Source organism: Priestia endophytica DSM 13796 (assembly GCF_900115845.1).
Classification (GTDB): domain Bacteria; phylum Bacillota; class Bacilli; order Bacillales; family Bacillaceae_H; genus Bacillus_I; species Bacillus_I endophytica.
In genome coordinates this window covers 27,055-41,667 of sequence record NZ_FOXX01000004.1, presented here as the reverse complement: position 1 = coordinate 41,667, position 14,613 = coordinate 27,055, and the positions used below count along the sequence as shown (strand labels likewise).

Genomic DNA, 14,613 nt, shown 5'->3' with positions numbered 1-14,613 from the left:
AAATAAGGATGAGCTTCGTTTATTTTACAGCAAATGATGTCAAAGGGAGTATTTTTATGGTAGAACATATAAAAAAACAAGCAATAGGTTTCTTTTTCTTCATCCTCTATTTATCTATTTCAGCTTTTCTATTACTTATTATAAATCAGACATTTCTCTTTGTTTGGTATGGCCTGGTTACTCCGTTCGTACTGATTATTACAGGTGTAGTCATTATTTTATACATCCCTATTTGTGCAAAAGTTAGTAGACGCTTTCAGTTTGGAATATGGAGATTTTTACTCTTTATCCCTTTTATTAATATTGTGGCCTACCTCGCTCTAATGCTTTCAATAGCGAGTATTCCTTTATTACCAAAACCTAATTTTCCAGACGATGATTATGGGATGGGATTTCTTCTGTTACAAATGACAGTAGTTTACTATATTTTATTTCTTATTGGAACCATACAAGGTTTATGTAAGAGAAAAGACTCAAAAATCAAACATACATAATCATCCTGTTCGCCTCATCACGTTTTAAAATCTCTATATCTTAAACACTAATGTTTGAAACACTTCGTTCATAAAGATTTAGGATAAGCCCATAAAAGTGTACAGCAGTACAAAAAAGAGCAAGTTCGTTGTCTTTGAACGAACTTACTCTTTTTACTTCTATTATTTATTTTTTATAGCATTACATTTTAATATATAGTCTTGCGCTCCCGCTCCGTCATTTTAACAAATTATCTACATACTAAAACCTTCATCTTCATTTTTTATTAACACAGCTCTAAAACAATTTAGCTCTCCCCATATTGTTGAAACTAAAACATTATCAGGTTTATCAAATGAGTAATCACCGTAAAATTTCAATTTCACCTTATCAAGCAGGATCTTTAATTCCTCTAAATTAATAGTAGGATAGTCAAAGGTAACAACAAGTAAGCCTTTATCTTTTAATGTTCTCCTAAATTCCTTAAAGGTTTGCTCCATATCCTCTTTACTTAGATGTTCTAAAACAGAGATACAGAAAATTTTATCAAAACTCTTGTTTTGATATGGGAGGTTTGTCAAAGAGGACTGGGAAAAATGGATGGGATTGAAATAATGATTAAGAAAAGAATCTTCAATTACGGTTCCATAAGTATCCTCAATATCTTTAAGGATAGAGGATTTGGATAGAATTCTGTTGTCAATATCACAAGCGTATACTTCTTTGCATTTATCAGCTAAATAAAATTTCAGTGGGTGAGAAAGCCCACAGGCTGCATCTAATACAATATCCCCAGTCTCAGCAAAATGCTTTGCCCATTCATATTCATGAGGTCTAGTCTCCCAGGTATTTGGCAAATTAAAGACAAAATGCTTTGAATACGGATCATCTTTAAGAATAAATCTTGAAGTAAATATACTCATCGTTCTCCTCCTTTGGATGAGGATAAATCATGTTACTAAACTTTTTCTAAGATAATAAAACTTGCTCCTGACAATTCTTTATATATTTTTGCTCAATAATTTCAGTAATTTTATAGTCTTCGTATTTAGATAAGCAATTTAAAATATCCCGATCCTGAATTGTTGGAATACCATGCACAAACTCTTCTGGTTTAGTAATCCTCGTATACAAAATAATAAAAGAAGCTTTGCAAGAAAAAATATCATCTAAAGTTTTCCAAAAATCATCCTCATTTGTAATATGATATAAAACGTCTAAACACACTACTAAATCGCTTGTGAAATATCCATTATTAATAAAATATTTAGGATTATATAGGAGAAAACTTTTTGCCTCATCTTTTTCGAACATCTTTGAGCATATATCTATAGACGTTGATGAAATATCCATACCTAAGTAGTTAGGATAATTCATATATTTCAATTGGTTTCCATCGCCACATCCAAATTCAATCACCGTGTGAATTTGTTTCTTGTTTATAAACTGATTAATTACATCCCCCTTGAATTGTGCTAAAACTCCGTAAGACCCGTTTCCCGAATTCCCTCCATTTGCATAATTCTCTTCCTAATAATCAATATAGCTAAATTTTTCTCCAGTTTTGTCGCCCATAATTTCACTCCCTCAAAAATAAACACTATAATGATAGATGAACAGCAAACGTTAACCCCTTATATGTTGAAAGTGAATTCCCTTACCGTTAGCCCTTCGCTCCTGTTATAACTGTTTTTATACAGCTTTATTATCCATCGATTCGTAATTTATACCTTGCTATTCATATGCTATTTATAAAAGAAAAAGAACTCTCCTTATTACCGAGAAGAGCTCTTTTTTACTCTTGTTAAAACGAATGTATATTAAGGCTAAAGTTTCTGTATCCCTAGCGGGGGTACCTCATTTTATTTAAACGGCTTTTTAACAAGGTCATCAGATTTTATTGTTTTATCATCTTTAGTTCTTGAGGATCTAGAAAGGTTTTCTCAATTTCTTCACCTTTCCAAATAGTGATATGTTTATTATTTTAACTTAATCAAATCAATTGAAAAGAGACAAGGATATTCCTTTCTCAATAAGCGAAAAAAGCGAACTCCTTATTATTGACTCAAATCTAGAACTCAATATTAGTTTATATAATATTCAGAGATAAAACTACCTAGAATAGAAGCTATGTGAACTAAAGGTATATATAGCTGGTTCTTAAACCAGCTCTTTTTTATATCACTTCTATTCTTTTTTAAAATTAATTAGGTTTTATTCCGCCTTCTTTTCGGCTTTCATCAATATCAGAATTAAAATAATTGGATGATTAAGAATAGAAGAGGTGAAACAAGTAAAGAAGGAATAAGGTTTAATGTTTTGAACTTTTTAATTTCTAAGATATTTAAACCTGATGCCAGAATGAGTATTCCACCTACAATACTCAATTCATTTAACAGGCTGTGATTAATAGCACCTTCTAGTAAAGTTGTAATGAGATAAATAGAGCCTTGCCATATAAATAATACAATCCCAGCAATAGCTATTCCTATACCAAAGGTTGAAGCTAAAACAATGGAAGTGATTCCATCTAAGATTCCATTAGCAAGTAAGTAGGTATAGTCTTTTTTTAAAGCTGCTTCTATCGGTCCTAAAATAGATAAAGATCCTATACAGAATAATAAAATGGCCGTCGACAAACCTTCAGCTAGATTACTTTTAGAAAATTTATTAACTAAGTTGTTAAATCTTACTTCTAAATTAAGCTTTTGACCAATTAACCCTCCTATCGCTAAATTTACAATGAAAAGTACAGGATACTTACTCGAAGGTAAATGATGTACGACAGCCTCGATTCCTAAAACAATAGCTACCAATCCCATAGCTTGCATTAAAATATTATGATACTCATGTTTTATTCCCTTTTTAAAGATACTACCTATAACACTCCCTACTACGATTGTGAGTGTATTGAAAATTGTTCCAAACATTGTATGTTCTCCTTTCTGTTTATAAAGTAACTTAGAACGTAATAAAACATTAAACCCTCCAGTAGCTGGAGGGTCAAGTGAGATTTTAACTTTTGGAACACAGAAAATGTCACAAACGACTATAAGGTAATAATATTTCGGTGACATATTTATTTAAGTCGTTCGTAACTCCATAATCAATCAATGTTATCTCCATCGAATCATCAATCAGTTTGTATTGATGATTTTTCATATATTCCATCAACTTCTTATAATAAGGAGGAGCATCCATATGAGTGCCCTTAAAGCAAATTTGAAGATATTCTCTAGGAGGAAAAACACTGGTAGGAGATGCGACCTCATCGTCCTCTTCCACTGTCATAAAAACACTTGAATACTTATTAAAAGTACCCGAACACAAGTCAGAGACTGAAATGGAAAGGCCTATTTTCCCTAAAAAAATATCTGTTTTAAGATTGAAATTAGTACGTAACTCTGAAATAGGAAATTCAATATCTTCACTTGGATTATAATCATGCTGAAGATAAGCTACATGCCGCTGGGGTAGTTTCACCTCAGTAATGGTATTAAGTGGTGTATGTATAGCGTGGTTAATCTGCAGTAGACGCTGAGAAATTTTCCTTTCAATTGTTTCTAACTCCATCTTTTTCTGAGCTATTTCGGCTTGTTGATTCTTTAACATCACAACCAGGCTATCAATGTCCCGATAGTTAAAAAACTCTAAAAGCTCGCTTATTGGTATACCTAGTGCCCTTAGATATTTAATTGAATCCAGTCTTTCAAATTGCTGGGTTGAATAGTAACGGTAATGGGTCTTATCATCTGTAAACTGGGGTCGTAAAAGACCAATTTCGTCATAGTATCTGAGAGTGGAGATTTTCACATGAAATAATTTTGATATCTCTCCAATCGTAAAAAGTTCTTTCATCATAAACACCTCAATTTACTTTTATTCATTCTTCTATTCATTCTTCTAAATTTACCATACTCTAAAGAGTACACAAGACAGAGGATATGAAGAAATTAAAATTAGTCCGTAAAGTATGCCTATGGGAAAAGAAAAAGCCCAAATCCGTTGTCAATCAACGGGTTTGGGCTTCTTCGTTTACTCCCCTGAATTTGTTTCATCTTACTATGTACGTTATGTACACCTGATATATATAGCATACATAGTTAGCAAGAGAGTATTATTTCCCCTTAAATTTAGATGAAAATATAAATTGTTTTCATGAAGTTTGATAGACTCCCTAGTCCTTACTCCAGTAAAACTCTTTGTTCTGGTTATCTTCCATTTATCAATTAATTAGTGCAATAATCCCTTCTTCATCATCTAGCACTAGCTTAATTCCAGCGTAAGGATCTCTATTCAGATATTCGTCAAGCCATAATCGAATAGCTTCAATTAAGTTTGCAGTAATTAAAACTTGCTTTCGCCCGTCTACAAAAACTTCCGCAGAAAATCCGCAGCTATCATCATACATTAGTTCTACTTCGACTTCTTCAGGCTTTATTTGCTTTTTTTGAGAGATATAAACACAAAGGGCATTAATAATATCTTGCTCAGAAATGCTTAAGCTCCCCATGGATTAGTATCCTTATTTTTCTTTTTAGCTCTGAAAAACACAAAAACTTTGCGAATAACAGCAATTAAAACGACAATGGCTAGAACATTAATTAGTAAGCCTAAAATAGATCCTAATATACCCATATTTGCAAATAGACTACCAAATAATAATCCAGCAAGTCCACCTATCATAAGGCCTTTCATTAGACCACCCGACATAAATCCGCCTTTGTTATTTTTAGCGTTTGTGGATTTATTTGTTGTAGTAGAGTCCTCTTTTTTCTTTTGGAAATTTAAATTGTTATTTGTACTGTTGTTATCGTTGTTAAAACTTTTCTTACCTGACCTGTAAGATTTTGCTTCCACTGTTGTTGAATGATCTTGGAAAGCAAAGTTTCCAACGGGTAAAAATATAAGTACTGTCGTAAGTAAAGCTGCTAATACTTTTTTCATTTTATTCATCCCCTCCGTGAGTTTAAGCATGATGCTTTTATTAGCAAGTGCAAATCTATTACACTAACTGGGTTAACACATATATTTTAACATTTTTATATGCTGCGAGAATATTAAAACCTAATATTAATCATTAAGAATTTATTTTGAAAGTTCATCTATTACCATTCTCCCAAATGTTTTCCTAAATTATAAGATTCTAAGGGAAAATTAATAATCCACAATGAAGGGAAAACAGAAGGCATAGTTTTTTTGATGCTCAAAGTGTCTACGCAGCGTTTACTTCCCTAAGCATATTTTATGTAAACTAGCTCTGTATATCATATACATGCTTTTTTAGAGCAATAACTCTCCTCACTACCTTTAAAGTTAAAGCCCCTACACCCGTACAATGGTTCACCATCTTTAGAAGCATGTAACCAGATTCCCTTTACATTTCTTTTCTTACACTCTTCAATACATTTCTCAAATAATTGTCTAGCTAACCCTTGGCTTCTATGCGCTGGTAAGGTGTACATATTAAAGATATAAGCCTCTATGCCTTGTAAATCCTCTAAATAAGAAGGTCTTTTTTTAAAAAACACTCCCCTTACACTTACAACTCCTTCATCATTTTTAGCTATATAAGAAACAAAATGATTATTGGAGATTTCAGTTTCTAAATAGATCTTGGTAGCATTTATGAGTTGAGTTTCTTCTTCTTTTGTTTAAATTTCCTTTATTTCTTTAAGCAAACATACTCTTAATTTAGTAATATCATTGATGTCAACTACTGTATCTTTATCTACGCTATATAATTCTTTCATAACTCTTCTCCTTTTACAAAAAAATACATTCATTCTTTATACTTTTGGAGTTTTGTTATGTCGAGGTAGTAGATAATAACTTTAGTTATCTATTAATTCCTAAAATGATTGCCGATAAGAGCTGTTATGTTAACTTCATAGGAATACCATATACATAATTAGATATATTAGTTTGACTTTAACAACGTTTTTACATATTCAATAAACTTTTTGGCAGCAGGAGAGATTTCTTTTAGAGATGGTGCAGCAATGCTGATAAATCGATGCTGTTCTGGCTCTATACTAAGAATGGTAACGTTATGAGGCAGACCTTGCAGAACTAATTCAGGAATGACGCTCACACCTAGTTCATTTTCCACCAAGGCTATAATTGCTTGGTCATCAGCCATTTCGAATGCGTTTTTGAGCGTAACACCGGTCTCTTTAAATATACGTTTTATATCGTGGTCATAACCAGACTTTTGTATGATAAAGGATTCATTCTCTAATTGTTCAATACGAATCTTATCTTGATTACCCAGAGGATGATTGTATGGAAGGATACAAACCAATCTGTCTTTTTTTAGCGGTATCGTTTCAAAACCCTCTAATGTAGGTAAGCTAACAAAACCAAAATCTACAACTCCATTAGCAATCCATTGTTCAATGTCTTGATAGCCTCCCTGTAAAATCTTAATTTCTATAAAGGGATGCTCTTGTTTGAAATGCTTTATCCATCTAGGAAGCCATTGAATACAAACACTTGTAAATGCCCCTATCCGAACTGAACCAACTTCAAGTCCGTTGATACAGGCGGCTTCTTGCTTCATTTTTTCATCCCAATGTAGAATCGTTCGTATATATTTTAAGATTCTCTGCCCATTGCTTGTTAAAGTGATACCAGATCGACTTCTAATAAGTAGAGGAAATCCAAGTTCAGATTCAAGATTTGCGATAGAATAACTAACAGCAGACTGAGTTAAATTTAAAGCTTCCGCAGCTTTGGTTAGATTACCTAGTTCAACAACAGTGTCGAAAACCTCATATTTGGCAAGACTCATTTTTATCATTCCTATCCATAAATTTTATTCATGTTAAATATTGAAAACTTTGATTTTATTTATATGTAGTTTACCTCTATAATTTGAGAAAATACAGCTGTATAGAAACGGACAGGTGAAAGAAAATGATTTTAATAGGGGCTTTATTAAACGGAATAGGTGTAAGTATCGGTACTTTATTAGGCAGTCTGCTTCGTCGTATACCAGATAGCATGAAACACACTGTCATGAATGTAATGGGTTTAGCCATTATCGTCATGGGAGTACAAATGGGATTTAAAAGTGAGAATTTCCTTATCGTGATTTTAAGTCTTGCTATAGGGGCAGTAATTGGTGAGTTATTTGCCTTAGAAGATAAACTAACTAACATAGGAGGTTGGTTAGAGAAAAAAATCGGCTCAAATAAAGAGGGAAGTATATCTCAAGGATTTATAACAGGTACTTTAGTATTCGTTGTTGGAGCAATGGGTATCATTGGTGCTTTAGATAGTGGAATTAGGGGTAATCATGATGTGTTATACACAAAAACTATTATAGATACATTTGTAGCGTTAATATTGACTACAACACTAGGGATTGGGGTCTTATTTTCTGCAATTCCAGTCATTTTATATGAAGGTTCAATTGCTATTTTTGCAACTCAAATTGAGCGTTTTATTCCTCAGGCTTTAATGAATAGTTTTATTACAGAAATAACAGCTACCGGTGGAATTATGATTATTGCCATCGGTTTAAATTTAGTAGGAATTACAAAAATCAAAGTGGCTAATCTTCTTCCTGGAATAGTAGTGACTGCACTGCTTGTTTCAATTATTTACGGTTTTAAATCACATTTCTAAAAGTAAATCCATTAAATTTTAATAATATTAATCATTCAAGTTTTCCGAATTTCAAACATTAAATAGGAATTCAAACTTCCAATAATGTAAGTTATATGAACTAGGCGTTTAGGTGTTATAAATCCATTCGAAAAAGTAAGTATACACCACAAAACCTTTCCTTTTCAGTAATGTAATTCTTGCTACTGAAGAGGAAAGGTTTCTCACTTTATTCCCATTTATTCAGAAGTACAACAACTATATCAATAGAATATACTTTATTGATAAAAAATAGACTGAACGTTTTTTACCGTTCAGTTCATAAATAATAATCTTACTTTAGAAAAGCAACCTTTAGTAGAATAGTATTGTAGTTTAAGGTTAAAAAGATAACCTTTAAAATGAATAAACGGTATTGATCAATCTTTTTAAAACGATCAGCCTTTTTATAAGACTTATTTGTCCTTTTTGAACTTCCTCTCCATCAATTGTGCCATTTGTTGGGAATTCAAATCCTTTTCTTCATAGAGTTTATTAACGATGTTCTGATAGTCATCTTCATTACGATTTTGACTTAGTTTATTGGCAGCTTGAATTTCCTGTACTTTAATCTTAAATCCAACAATCCCTTTTAGTTGTTTTTCTAAAACTTCAGGAGAAAGCTTATCCCATAAAACTGGATTCTTACGGTGTTTTTCATATTTTTGCAGCAACTTTGTCAGGTCTTGTTTTAACTCTTCTTCGTTCAAAATGCTAGCTGTACCATATACATGTACAGCTTGATAGTTCCATGTCGGCACATTTTCTTGCTTATACCAAGAAGAAGAGATATAAGCGTGCGGTCCTTGGAACATCACCAATACATCTTCACAGGTTTCAAATGTTCTCCATTGAGGGTTCCCATAAGCCACATGCCCCGTTATATAGTAAGTATCTCCCTCTTTCACTAATTGCAAGGGCAAATGGGTGGCAATGGGTTTCCCTTGTTTTGTTGTGACCATCGTGCCAAAGGAGTTCTCTTGAACAAACTCCCATATTTCATCAACATTTGTGACTTTAAAATATCGTGGAATATACATAATCCTCCACCTCTCCTCTCCAAAGAAGTTATACGAGTGTTTTGACCATTATGAAGTCTACTTGTTCTTCATTCCCCATATAAAAAGAGTGGACTCCTGTTTGAACAAATCCCATTTTCTTATAAAAAGCAAGGGCATTTTCATTTTTTTCCCATACACCTAGCCAGATTTTCTTTTTATTATGTTCCATTGCCATATCTATTGCTTTATTGAACAGATATTTACCAATCCCATGTTTTTGAAAGTTGTTCTTTATATAGATCCTTTCGATTTCAAGGGATTCATCCCCCATCTCTTCAGACTGAGCATCATCGGTATTGACCTTTAAATAGCCTGCAATTTTGTTATCAACATAAACAAAAAAGAAGTGGGAAGACGTATTAGATAATTCTTTTTCTACTTGTTCTAAGTTAAAAGCCTTTTCCAAATAAGCCTTCATATTTTCTGGTGAATTTTGATGCTTAAATGTCTCATTAAATGTTTCATAACTAATTTCTTGAAGTTTACGTAAATCTTCAAGGGTACATTTTTTTAGATTTATCGTCATTGGAATCAGTCGCTCCTTTATGTCATCAATAATTTCTCTTGTTGCCCTTTTTTACAAATTCCCAGTCTTTTTCTATATTTTTTCTTACTCTTTGAAGAAGATGGAAAATGGTTTCTACTTCTCTTTCAGAAAACCTCTCTAATGCCACGGTATTGGAATAATCATTTTCTCTTTTTATAAAAGGATACACATTTTCCCCTTTCTCTGTTGGAAAGAGTTTTTTTATTTTTTTATTATGTGTATCTTCTTTCTTTTCAATAAAGCCATTCATTTCAAGTTTTTTGATAGCCCGAGAGGCTGTTGCTCGATCTACTTTTATCATCTCAGCTAACTTTTCTTGAATGATTCCTGGGTTTTCACATATTCGCACAAGGTACAAATACTGTCCTTTTGTAAGGTCATATTCTTTAAATTCTATATTACTTATAGAATCTAATGCCCTTGCTATCATTCCAATTTCACGAAGAATTCCCTTCATAATTCACTCCTTAGCGCATAATTCGTTGCAAACGCAACAAAAATAACATATATTAAACTTAACTTAAATTTATTGCATTTGCAATAAAAATAATGATAAAGATGTTGAGTAAAGTCAAATTGGTATATCCTTCACTATACAATCATCCCTTGGAACTTCCCCTTTTGATGCACTTTTGATAGGAGTGTCCATAAAGGTAGGGCTTACTGTGGGGAGTTGGAAAATAATAACCTTAATATTGATATGTTGTAATTCATTTTTAAAAAGACAAAGACCAAAAGGATGCTAAACTCTCTCACCATTATATTGTTCAAAACCTTACCACCTTTTTTTAGGAAGTGTGATTCTATGCATATTAGGCTCTATGAACATAAATTACCGTTTATTTATTAATTAAGAGAAGATAGCATTGAAACAAATGGACCAATAGGAACAGGAAACTCTGTAGAAAGAGAGGATGATATAGTCCAAGGGAAAACTCTTGGACTAGATGGAGCTAAAATCGAATTGGATTAACTTCAGAGGACACTACCTTATAAGATTAAGTTTAGACATCAAACAAGAGAGAAGTTTTAAAGCTTCTCTCCTGTTTTTGTGTCAATAATCAACATTATAGTAACTAGAAGCATACGTTTAAAGGGATACTTCAGCGGGTTGAATAATAAAAGATAAACAAAGGAACTTTATCGTTCCTCTTGCTTATTTTTTATTATTATCAATCATTTTTAAGTATCGACACACACTAGGTTCAAATATGTTCAGTAACTCAGCAACTTGAGAGACGGCCCCTTTTAATTGGAATATTCCTTTTTTGTATAACTGACTTATAATTTCAACTTTTTGTTCTTGTTTTAACGCGACATTTGGATTTAAGAGGGTTGGATCAATGATTGAATATACAACCTCATCAAGCGAGTCTGTAAAATATTCAATCATTTCATTACCATTATCCTCTTCTTCAGTGTTCTTTTCTAAGGTAGACGTTTCAATTAATAAGATTATCCATTTCATGTTTATTGGCAACGCTCATTGACCTTATAAAATGTAGCAATTATCCTATAGATACCATACGTTTTGACAACTAATCTTTATTAGTATTGTATAGACTCTTCCTATTTATATTAGCCAGAGAATTTTAGTTACCTCTAACCACTAATTTTATAATAATTGATTTATCCTAAATACTCTTTAATAAAAAAATCCTTTGCTTATAATCAGCAAAGGATTTTCTTATTTTTCTATTTTTATAGACTCATATATAAGTCAAGCAAATATATTACTTATCAAAGGCTTCATTGGCTATTTTAATGGAATCCGTTGGACATCCTTCACACGCATCCTGAACATCCTCTTCTACTTCATGAGGAACAGGTAGCGTACCTTGATTCTCATCGATTAATACAAACGCAATGCCTTCGTCATCATAATCATAAATATCTGGAGCTGTTGCTCCGCAAGCCCCACATGCAATACATGTATCTTGGTCTACCTTAGTATAAATACGCATATTTCTTTCCTTTCTATGAGTCAGTCTCTATTATTACTAAGGCAATCATAGAAACTTGACCAATGATTTGAGTAATAAGTTTTACGAATGAACGTCCCCTCTTCTACTTTCTGATTTAATTTCTTGAAGCATCAGGTTCTTTTTAAGAATCTTGAACAACATATTAGCCTTTTGGTCCATCTTCATGCCTTGGTATTCGAAAGGGGTATGGAAGGAAATGAATGTAAGGCCTTCTCATCAACTGCCAACGAAAAGGAAGGAATCAGCTCATCTAATCTTTCTTGTATTTGTTGTTCGTCTACGTTTCCTAATTCAGCTAACAATTGCTTCTCCTCTAGGGATCCATTCCCTGTCAATAACATGTTCAGTGTATGAGCATTAATAATGTCACGCGGGGAAAGGACTAATGCATTCATCATAAAATACTGTTGGAACATAGAAGGATTGTTCTCTTCGTTCGCCAATTTCACGGCTTGTTTAACATACAAATTGAAGTACTTCTGTGCAAAGGACACACCTTTTAAGGGCTCAGCTCCCACATGTTCAACGCCTTTCCAACGTAAATCTGCAACTGAACTCAGCCACCATGCCGGTTCAATTGCTTCTTGCATACGTTGCAATACGTGGCGTTCAAAGTGAGATTGAGAGGTATGACGTTTTTCATGCAAACAAATGTCTAACATTTCAGCTTCAATCGCAGCTACCGTCATTCCTTGTCCATGAATAGGGTCAAAGTTACAAAATGCATCGCCGACTACAAGTAAACCAGCTGGCCAATCTTCCATTTGTTCAAAGTGTTGACGAACCGATTCAGGTGTACGATAGCCTCGCGGAACACCCATTGGCTCTAGCTCTTTGACTATTTCTGAGATCATCGGGGTAGCGAGTGCCTGTAATTCTTTTTCATATTCTTCTGGGTTCGTTGACGGATAGTGCGCACCACCTGCACTAAATAATAATGTTTGAGCCATGTTATCTTCGATATAGCCTAGCATTCCCGTGCCAATCCCTTTATCCGGTTGTGCTTCCGAAACCACCCCTCCCCATTTCTCCTTAACATGTCGGGGTATTCGATAATAGCGCGTACTATAGCCAAGAGATACTTTTAAACGTTCTGGTTGTGGTACCTCAAGTCCCATAGCTTCAAGCCATTTAATCAACTTTGAAGAGCGTCCACTTGTATCCACTACTAAATCAGCAGTCACTGTTCTTTCTTGTTTTTGTTCACTTCGTTCTTTTATATGAACACCTGTCACTTGGCTTTGATCAGCCGATGTTTGAAGACCTGTCACTTCTTGTTTAGAAAGAAAACGTACATTTGAAATCTGTTGTACACGCTGGCGGAACGTCCACTCTAATAGGGCTCGACTACTTGATGCATTTTTCTCAGGAGGAACCATTTGTAGACTTCCGTACGAAGTGAATAGGCTCATTTTTTCATTTTGTGTAGAAGGAGCTCCTTGAACTAATAAATCATCAATATAGCCAGGGAAGAAACGTTCCATAATCATACTTCCGCGTGGCAGTATGCGATGAGGATGAAAAGCTTGAGGCGTACCTGAACGAGTAGATGGCTCTTGAGGTAGCTCATCTCTTTCTATAATTATTACTTCTTCATAATGATCAGAAAGAACGCGAGCCGTGAGCAAACCTGCAATGCCTCCTCCAATCACAATGGCTTTTTCTTCTTTTGGTTGATGAGATGTTAACGGTGTATTCATTTTTACGGTCTCCTTTTCTATCTTCCGATTGGAAGCGTAAATAGTAATGATTTGATGTGCAAATGATACGGTTTAGATAGTGGTTAATATGGAAGTGATTCTGTCACTTTGGTTTTGAATTTTTTTCACAAGAGTAGAAGTACCTAGTGAATGTAGATTTGTTATCATTAAGATTTTTCTGATACACATAACTTTTTAAGACATGTGTATACTTTATTTATTCTTGTAATTTATATGTTAGGTTGTATAATTATTTTTATCAATAAACAATATAGGGGAACTGTCGATTAACGATACAGAAACGAGGTAATGTATATGGGACAAGAAAAAAAAGAAGACTTACGAGTCAAAAGAACTCGTAAGCTTCTCTCTCAAGCTTTGCTTTCTTTAATAGAGCACCATTCCTTTCATTCCATTTCTGTAAAAGAAATTTGCGAAGAAGCAATGGTTCATCGTGCTACATTCTATACACATTTTAATGACAAGTATGATTTGTTGGCTTACTCATTAAAAGAAATTGCCGAGGAATTTCATTTTACGGATAGTAACCTTGAAGAGGTGCATTTAAAATTATTTAATGTGGCGATTAAATATAAACGATTATTCTCTCAGCTATTCTTAGAAGAAAGGGATTCATTGAGGTATGTCATAAGAAAAGAAATGACTATGGGGATGAAGCAGGAGATTTCGAGTGACGCTAAAACTCCATCCATTTCTACCTCTTCTGAAATTGGGATAGCCGCACTTGCCGGAGCTACTCTAGGCGTTTTAAATTGGTGGATCGAAAATGGGATGACGCTTAGTGGTGAGGAAGTTTACAAAGAAATCAAGCAGGTATTGAATTGGGAGCATATCGAAAAGATCCATAATGAGACGATTAGTAAAGAATAAGTAATTGATATTTTACTCTTTCAGGACAAAGATGATTAAGGTCATTGAGCTTTCTTTAACTGTTTGATAAAGCATGGTGTTTTCTTACGTGAAGGCCAAGTGTACAAGTATATGGAATGAAGAAGAGTATCTAAACATAAGTAAGTAATTAAAAGGAGAAGGTTTTTTGACCCTCTCCTTTCCTAATTGAGATGTATTTTGATTCTTTTCATAACTTGGACATATTCAATAATCATATAAAGATTACCGCTGGTAAATAAATACGTTATTTTTTATATGTCATAGAGTTTTCAGTGAACCTCCCC

At 33.5% G+C, this 14,613-nt stretch carries 17 protein-coding genes and 1 pseudogene; 4 read left to right on the top strand and 14 right to left on the bottom strand.

The features are described from left to right. The first annotated feature begins 56 nt into the window (after window positions 1-56). A complete protein-coding gene (locus BM012_RS09155; protein WP_061804393.1) occupies window positions 57-494 on the top strand; it encodes a hypothetical protein in 438 nt (145 codons plus the stop codon). A gap of 234 nt (window positions 495-728) precedes the next feature. Here BM012_RS09155 and BM012_RS09150 read toward each other — a convergent pair whose 3' ends face one another. From BM012_RS09150 to BM012_RS09115, 8 genes are all read right to left on the bottom strand, one after another. Then, entirely contained in the window at window positions 729-1,397 is a 669-nt protein-coding gene (locus BM012_RS09150) for a class I SAM-dependent methyltransferase (protein ID WP_061804394.1), read from the bottom strand. 46 nt (window positions 1,398-1,443) lie between these two features. Further along, window positions 1,444-1,893, bottom strand: a complete 450-nt coding sequence (locus BM012_RS09145) for a methyltransferase (RefSeq protein WP_225985229.1) — start codon at window positions 1,891-1,893, stop codon at window positions 1,444-1,446. An 833-nt stretch (window positions 1,894-2,726) separates the two neighbouring features. After that, window positions 2,727-3,404: a DUF554 domain-containing protein gene (locus BM012_RS09140; protein WP_061804395.1), complete on the bottom strand. Its 678-nt coding sequence runs from the start codon at window positions 3,402-3,404 to the stop codon at window positions 2,727-2,729. A 109-nt stretch (window positions 3,405-3,513) separates the two neighbouring features. Next, on the bottom strand, window positions 3,514-4,332 hold the full coding sequence (locus BM012_RS09135; RefSeq protein ID WP_061804396.1) for a MerR family transcriptional regulator: 819 nt from the start codon (window positions 4,330-4,332) through the stop codon (window positions 3,514-3,516). A 367-nt stretch (window positions 4,333-4,699) separates the two neighbouring features. Beyond that, the gene (locus BM012_RS09130; protein ID WP_061804397.1) at window positions 4,700-4,987 is read right to left on the bottom strand and encodes a YxcD family protein; all 288 of its coding nucleotides are present in this window, start codon (window positions 4,985-4,987) and stop codon (window positions 4,700-4,702) included. After that, the gene (locus BM012_RS09125) at window positions 4,975-5,421 is read right to left on the bottom strand and encodes a hypothetical protein (protein WP_061804398.1); all 447 of its coding nucleotides are present in this window, start codon (window positions 5,419-5,421) and stop codon (window positions 4,975-4,977) included. The genes BM012_RS09130 and BM012_RS09125 overlap by 13 nt, the downstream gene beginning before the upstream one ends. A 320-nt stretch (window positions 5,422-5,741) precedes the next feature. Next, entirely contained in the window at window positions 5,742-6,071 is a 330-nt protein-coding gene (locus BM012_RS09120) for a GNAT family N-acetyltransferase (protein WP_082802573.1), read from the bottom strand. Window positions 6,072-6,394: 323 nt separating this feature from the next. Beyond that, window positions 6,395-7,267 (bottom strand): LysR family transcriptional regulator, encoded by an 873-nt coding sequence (locus BM012_RS09115; protein WP_061804399.1) that lies wholly within the window; start codon window positions 7,265-7,267, stop codon window positions 6,395-6,397. Window positions 7,268-7,392: 125 nt separating this feature from the next. On the opposite strand from BM012_RS09115, the gene BM012_RS09110 reads away from it, so the two are divergent. Next, a complete protein-coding gene (locus BM012_RS09110) occupies window positions 7,393-8,106 on the top strand; it encodes a DUF554 domain-containing protein (RefSeq protein ID WP_061804400.1) in 714 nt (237 codons plus the stop codon). Between the two features lie 434 nt (window positions 8,107-8,540). Here the strand turns inward: BM012_RS09110 and BM012_RS09105 are convergent, their stop codons facing one another. From BM012_RS09105 to BM012_RS09095, 3 genes are read right to left on the bottom strand one after another with little or no spacing between them, the layout of a single operon-like run. After that, the gene (locus BM012_RS09105) at window positions 8,541-9,164 is read right to left on the bottom strand and encodes an FMN-binding negative transcriptional regulator (RefSeq protein WP_061804401.1); all 624 of its coding nucleotides are present in this window, start codon (window positions 9,162-9,164) and stop codon (window positions 8,541-8,543) included. 28 nt (window positions 9,165-9,192) lie between these two features. Further along, complete coding sequence (locus tag BM012_RS09100; RefSeq protein ID WP_061804402.1) at window positions 9,193-9,711, bottom strand: spermidine/spermine N(1)-acetyltransferase; 519 nt, start codon at window positions 9,709-9,711, stop codon at window positions 9,193-9,195. Between the two features lie 25 nt (window positions 9,712-9,736). Then, window positions 9,737-10,189 carry a MarR family winged helix-turn-helix transcriptional regulator gene (locus tag BM012_RS09095; RefSeq protein ID WP_061804403.1) on the bottom strand — a complete coding sequence of 151 codons (453 nt, stop codon included), beginning with the start codon at window positions 10,187-10,189 and terminating at the stop codon, window positions 9,737-9,739. A 118-nt stretch (window positions 10,190-10,307) separates the two neighbouring features. Here BM012_RS09095 and BM012_RS26770 point away from each other — a divergent pair. After that, window positions 10,308-10,469: pseudogene (locus BM012_RS26770) on the top strand (YitT family protein); the annotation flags it as partial. A 419-nt stretch (window positions 10,470-10,888) separates the two neighbouring features. Here the strand turns inward: BM012_RS26770 and BM012_RS09090 are convergent. From BM012_RS09090 to BM012_RS09080, 3 genes are all read right to left on the bottom strand, one after another. Continuing rightward, on the bottom strand, window positions 10,889-11,200 hold the full coding sequence (locus BM012_RS09090) for a helix-turn-helix domain-containing protein (protein ID WP_061804404.1): 312 nt from the start codon (window positions 11,198-11,200) through the stop codon (window positions 10,889-10,891). Between the two features lie 265 nt (window positions 11,201-11,465). Continuing rightward, window positions 11,466-11,696: a ferredoxin gene (locus tag BM012_RS09085; RefSeq protein ID WP_061804405.1), complete on the bottom strand. Its 231-nt coding sequence runs from the start codon at window positions 11,694-11,696 to the stop codon at window positions 11,466-11,468. Window positions 11,697-11,878: 182 nt separating this feature from the next. Further along, window positions 11,879-13,417 (bottom strand): NAD(P)/FAD-dependent oxidoreductase, encoded by a 1,539-nt coding sequence (locus tag BM012_RS09080; RefSeq protein ID WP_061804406.1) that lies wholly within the window; start codon window positions 13,415-13,417, stop codon window positions 11,879-11,881. A 315-nt stretch (window positions 13,418-13,732) separates the two neighbouring features. Here BM012_RS09080 and BM012_RS09075 point away from each other — a divergent pair, with 315 nt between their 5' ends. Further along, window positions 13,733-14,308: a TetR/AcrR family transcriptional regulator gene (locus BM012_RS09075; RefSeq protein WP_061804407.1), complete on the top strand. Its 576-nt coding sequence runs from the start codon at window positions 13,733-13,735 to the stop codon at window positions 14,306-14,308. Window positions 14,309-14,613: the final 305 nt, after the last annotated feature.